Annotated in this window: 1 protein-coding gene; it reads left to right on the top strand. The window is 73.6% G+C overall.

Annotated elements, in window-relative coordinates:
* Positions 1 to 1,319: penicillin acylase family protein (locus DEIPI_RS29500; protein ID WP_211238264.1), on the top strand; the 1,319-nt coding region annotated here is incomplete at both ends.

Genomic DNA, 1,319 nt, shown 5'->3' with positions numbered 1-1,319 from the left:
CGCTGGACGACGACGCGCGCGCGCTGCTGCCCCTCACGGTGGAGGACGTGCTGTCGCACATCCAGCGGGTGTACCTCGTGTACCTGACGCAGCTGGGGCAGCGCCCCGCGGGCGAGCCGTACAACGACCTCGTGCCGTACACGACGCTGCTGCCCGACCTGCCGGTGATGGGGACGGGCGTGGCGGGCTCGAACGCGTGGGCGGTGGCGGGCACGCGCAGCGCGAGCGGGCGGGGTCTGCTGCTGGCGAATCCGCATCTGTACTGGGGCGACTTCCACACGTTCTTCGAGGCGCACCTGAACGCGCCGGGCGTGAACCTGTACGGGGTGGCGCAGGTGGGCTGGCCGGTGCTGCGCTACGGCTTCAACGAGCAGCTCGGCTGGGCGCACACGGTGAACACCCTCAAGGGCTGGGACGCGTTCGCGCTCGTGGAGCGTGAGGGCGGGTACGTCCTCGACGGGGAGGTGCGGCCCTTCGAGACGCGCGAGGAGACGCTGCGGGTGCGGGAGGCGGACGGTTCGCTGCGCGAGGAGACGCTGACGGTGCGGCGCACGGTGCACGGGCCGGTGCTCACGTCGGATCGGGGGCGGGCGGTGGCGGTGCGCTGCGTGGGTCTCGACGTCTCCCCCATCCACGGGATCTTCTCGCAGTACTGGGCGATGGGGCGCGCGCGGACGCACGCGGAGTTCGAGGCGGCCCTCGCGCGCGGGCAGAACGCGCTGTTCACGGTGATGTACGCGGACGCCGCGGGCAACGCCGCCACCTACTTCACGGGTCTCGTGCCGCGCCGCGCGCCGGGCACGACGTGGCAGGAGGTCGCGGGGACCCTGCCGGGCGACGACTCCGGGCTGGTCTGGACCGAGACGCACGACTTCTCGGAGCTTCCGCGCGTGGTGAATCCGCCGTCGGGCTGGGTGCAGAACGCGAACAACCCGCCGTGGCTGACGACGCTGCCCGCCCCGCTCGATCCGGGCGCGTACCCGGCGTACGTGGCGCCGCGCATGGTGACGCCGCGCGAGCAGCGCAGCCTCAGGATGCTCCTGGCGATGGAGACGGCGACGCTGGAGGGCCTGCTCGCGGGCGCGAACGACGTGCGTTCGGAGACCGCGGATCGGCTGGTGCCTTCCCTGCTGGAGGCGGCGCGGGCGCACGGGGACGCCCTCGCGCGGGACGCGGCGGACGTGCTGGAGCGCTGGGACCGTCGTTACGCGGCGGACTCGGTCGGCGCGGACCTCTTCGCGCGCTGGCTGTCCATGATGAGGCCCGACCGGGAGTTGCGGGGCGTCACGGCGGCCGCGTGGAGCGCGGACCGTCCGCTG

This window comes from Deinococcus pimensis DSM 21231 (assembly GCF_000519345.1).
Taxonomy (GTDB): domain Bacteria; phylum Deinococcota; class Deinococci; order Deinococcales; family Deinococcaceae; genus Deinococcus_A; species Deinococcus_A pimensis.
The sequence above is the reverse complement of the archived record's forward strand: the minus strand, read 5'-3'. Positions and strand labels throughout refer to the sequence as shown.